Annotated in this window: 2 protein-coding genes; one reads left to right on the forward strand and one right to left on the reverse strand. The window is 48.7% G+C overall.

Annotation, left to right across the window (positions count from 1 at the left end; translation table 11 throughout):
• Positions 1-143: 143 nt before the first annotated feature.
• Entirely contained in the window at positions 144-1,169 is a 1,026-nt protein-coding gene (locus tag HWQ67_RS15740) for an Rpn family recombination-promoting nuclease/putative transposase (protein ID WP_218253635.1), read from the forward strand.
• Between the two features lie 99 nt (positions 1,170-1,268).
• Here the strand turns inward: HWQ67_RS15740 and tilS are convergent, their stop codons facing one another.
• Positions 1,269-2,645: a tRNA lysidine(34) synthetase TilS gene (tilS, locus tag HWQ67_RS15745; RefSeq protein ID WP_218253636.1), complete on the reverse strand. Its 1,377-nt coding sequence runs from the start codon at positions 2,643-2,645 to the stop codon at positions 1,269-1,271.
• Positions 2,646-2,775: the final 130 nt, after the last annotated feature.

Below are 2,775 nucleotides of genomic sequence, written 5' to 3' on the forward strand. Positions count from 1 at the left end.
CGCCCCTGGCTCAATTGTCGCACCCGCCCCGGGCACGAAGAAGTCCCCTTGACCCCATTATTTCACACTCAAATATCATGCCTGAAAAAACCTGCGTTATTTCAGTATAGGAAGAAATATTCAGGAATGTGTTAAAATAAAATATGAAATTTGTTGACGTAAAGAGTGATATAGCCTTTAAGAGGATATTTGGCAACGAAAACAAGAAGGAGATATTGATATCTTTTCTAAATGCCGTCTTAGACCTCAGTGGGGATAGGGAGATCGACTCTATAGATATACTTAATCCCTATCAGGTGCCAAAGATAGATGGCTTGAAGGAGACCGTACTGGATATCAGGGCGGTGGACAAGATGAATGTAACTTTTATCGTGGAAATACAGATTCAAAAGAAAAAGGGTTTTGAAAAACGGGTACTGTATTATATCAGCAAAACATATGTTAATCAATTAGGCAGGGGAGAGAATTATCCTGAACTAAAGCAGGTTATATACATAGCAATCGTGGATTTTGAAGTCTTTGATGGTGATGGTTATCTGACACGACATTTGATATTGAATACTACTACATTTAAACAGGATTTAAAGGACTTTGAGTTTAATTTTATAGAGTTGCCCAAGTTTACAAAAAGCGAGGATGAGTTAGAAAGTATAATCGATAAATGGATACATTTCATAAAAAATGCGTATTCGCTGGAGATGGTGCCCAAGTGTGCAGATTTCGTTGAGATAAAGGAAGCCTATGAGATAGCAAATGAGAGTACGTGGAGCAAGAAAGAATTTGAGGTATATGAGTATTGGCAAATAAGACTACAGGATGAGAGAGGGGCTATTGAAATTTCGTTTGACGAAGGCAAAATTGAAGGCAAAATCGAAGGTCTTGCAGAGGGACAGCGTAAGGGGTTGATCGAAGGACAACGTAAGGGGTTGATCGAAGGACAACGTAAGGGGTTGATCGAAGGACAACGTAAGGGGTTGATCGAAGGACAGCGTAAGGGGTTGATCGAAGGCATAGAAGTAATTCTTGAGATCAAGTACGCAGATGAGTCAACCGCACTTATGGACGTTGTCAGAACCCTTGAAGACATAGAGCAATTGCAGACCTTTAAAGCGCTGTTAAGGAAGTCCGCCTCTGTGGATGAGCTATGGGCATACCTCAAAGAGACATAGTTCAGGAGGCTCACTTGGTTATGAAATGGGTGCCATTGACTTTTCTGAAACACTCATTATACGCTTACGGTATTATGACTTTATCTGCTCTATAATCGGTCACGCACCCCTGATTGGTATCAGTTCCAGCAGACAGTAGCTCTTTGTTGCCGGAGTCACCTTATACCTGTCGTCGGGTCTGTACCCTGCGATCCAGACTAGGTCGTCATTTGACAACACCAGCGGTATGCTGTTGCGGCTATCCCTGGGGACCTTTTCATCGACGAAATAGTCCTGCACCTTCTTGCGCTTACCCAGCCCCAACGGATAGAAGTAATCCCCATTGACCCTGGCCCTTACCTTCAACGTGGACGACATCAGAGCTGCATCCAGACATGCCTGACGGTTGTTGTCGGGTTGCCTGAAGTGCTCCGGCAACGTTGCACGCAACAGATACCCAGCCTCACGTATAACCACCTCCCCGGGAAGTGACAGCTCGGTCTCCGAAATCCGTACAGGCGGCTCCGAGGTAATAACAAGCGTGGAGTAACCCTTTATGACCCTCACGGCGCCCGGCAGATATAATCTGTCCCCGGTTGAGGCATTCTTTATCAACGCTATAATTTCCTCTATGTGTTGCACGCCAATCTCCCTGAGTGCCTCAACGGTTGCCGTGGCACGCCTGAGCAACCTTCTCAGCAACACCCTCTCCATGCCCTGCAGGGGAACCAGGAACAGCTCTATCTTCTGGTCTGTCTTTCTGCTTATGAGGGTCATCAGCTTTTTTGTGACGGCCAATTCTAAGTACTCGTCCTCCTCTCTGATGATCCGTGCGTTGCGAGTGAGGGTATCGACGATGTTTGGGTTGTACTGCACCAGCGCCGGCATGAGGTGTATGCGAACCCGATTGCGCAGATATATGTCCTTGAGATTTGAGGAGTCCAGGCAGTAGGTCTGGTTGCACTCGTTGAGATACTGCAATATCTCCCAACGTGAGACGTCAATGAGGGGTCTTATGACCATCCCCCGCGTGGGGGCTATCCCTGCCAGACCGGTCAGACTGGCCCCTCGGATGAGATTTAGCATAACGGTTTCGGCCTGGTCGTCCTTGTTGTGTCCCAGGGCGATCTTTGATGCCCCAATTTGCAAGGCAGTTTCTTCGTAGAGTCTGTACCGGCTCTGTCTCATGGTGGCCGGGGTCTTGCGCGGCAGGGCATCAATTGCCCGTATGCTCAGGGGCACGCCAAGATGCTCACAGAGTTGGCCGCAAAACGCCTTTTCGGCAGGCGTCTCATGCGGTCTGAGGCCATGGTCGATGTAGATGGCATGGACGCTGACAGTCGGAAACAACTCCCTCAGCAGCCGCAGCAGTGCAACCGAATCAGGACCGCCTGAAAGTCCGACCAATATGCAGCCGCTCAATACGGGGCCACTGCCATATCCGCCTGACATAGAAAACGCCCTGATGGTTGCCCGTAACTTGTCTCTTATGTTCATTGTATTGTATCCTTCATGGTAGCAAAAGAAAGAAAGGGGCGGTTTGTGGCAGGGGCGGGTGCGACCCGCTGCGGGAAAATCGTGCCCCACCCCCTCCGCCCCCCTTCAGAACCCCCCGCAAGGGGAGGGG

Source organism: Candidatus Magnetobacterium casense (genome assembly GCF_019173545.1).
GTDB lineage: Bacteria > Nitrospirota > Thermodesulfovibrionia > Thermodesulfovibrionales > Magnetobacteriaceae > Magnetobacterium > Magnetobacterium cryptolimnobacter.

Excerpts from the sequence above, each read along its gene's own strand:
- HWQ67_RS15740 (WP_218253635.1), top strand. The coding sequence starts at position 144 with ATGAAATTTGTTGACGTAAAGAGTGATATAGCCTTTAAGAGGATATTT.
- tilS (WP_218253636.1), bottom strand. The coding sequence starts at position 2,645 with ATGAACATAAGAGACAAGTTACGGGCAACCATCAGGGCGTTTTCTATG.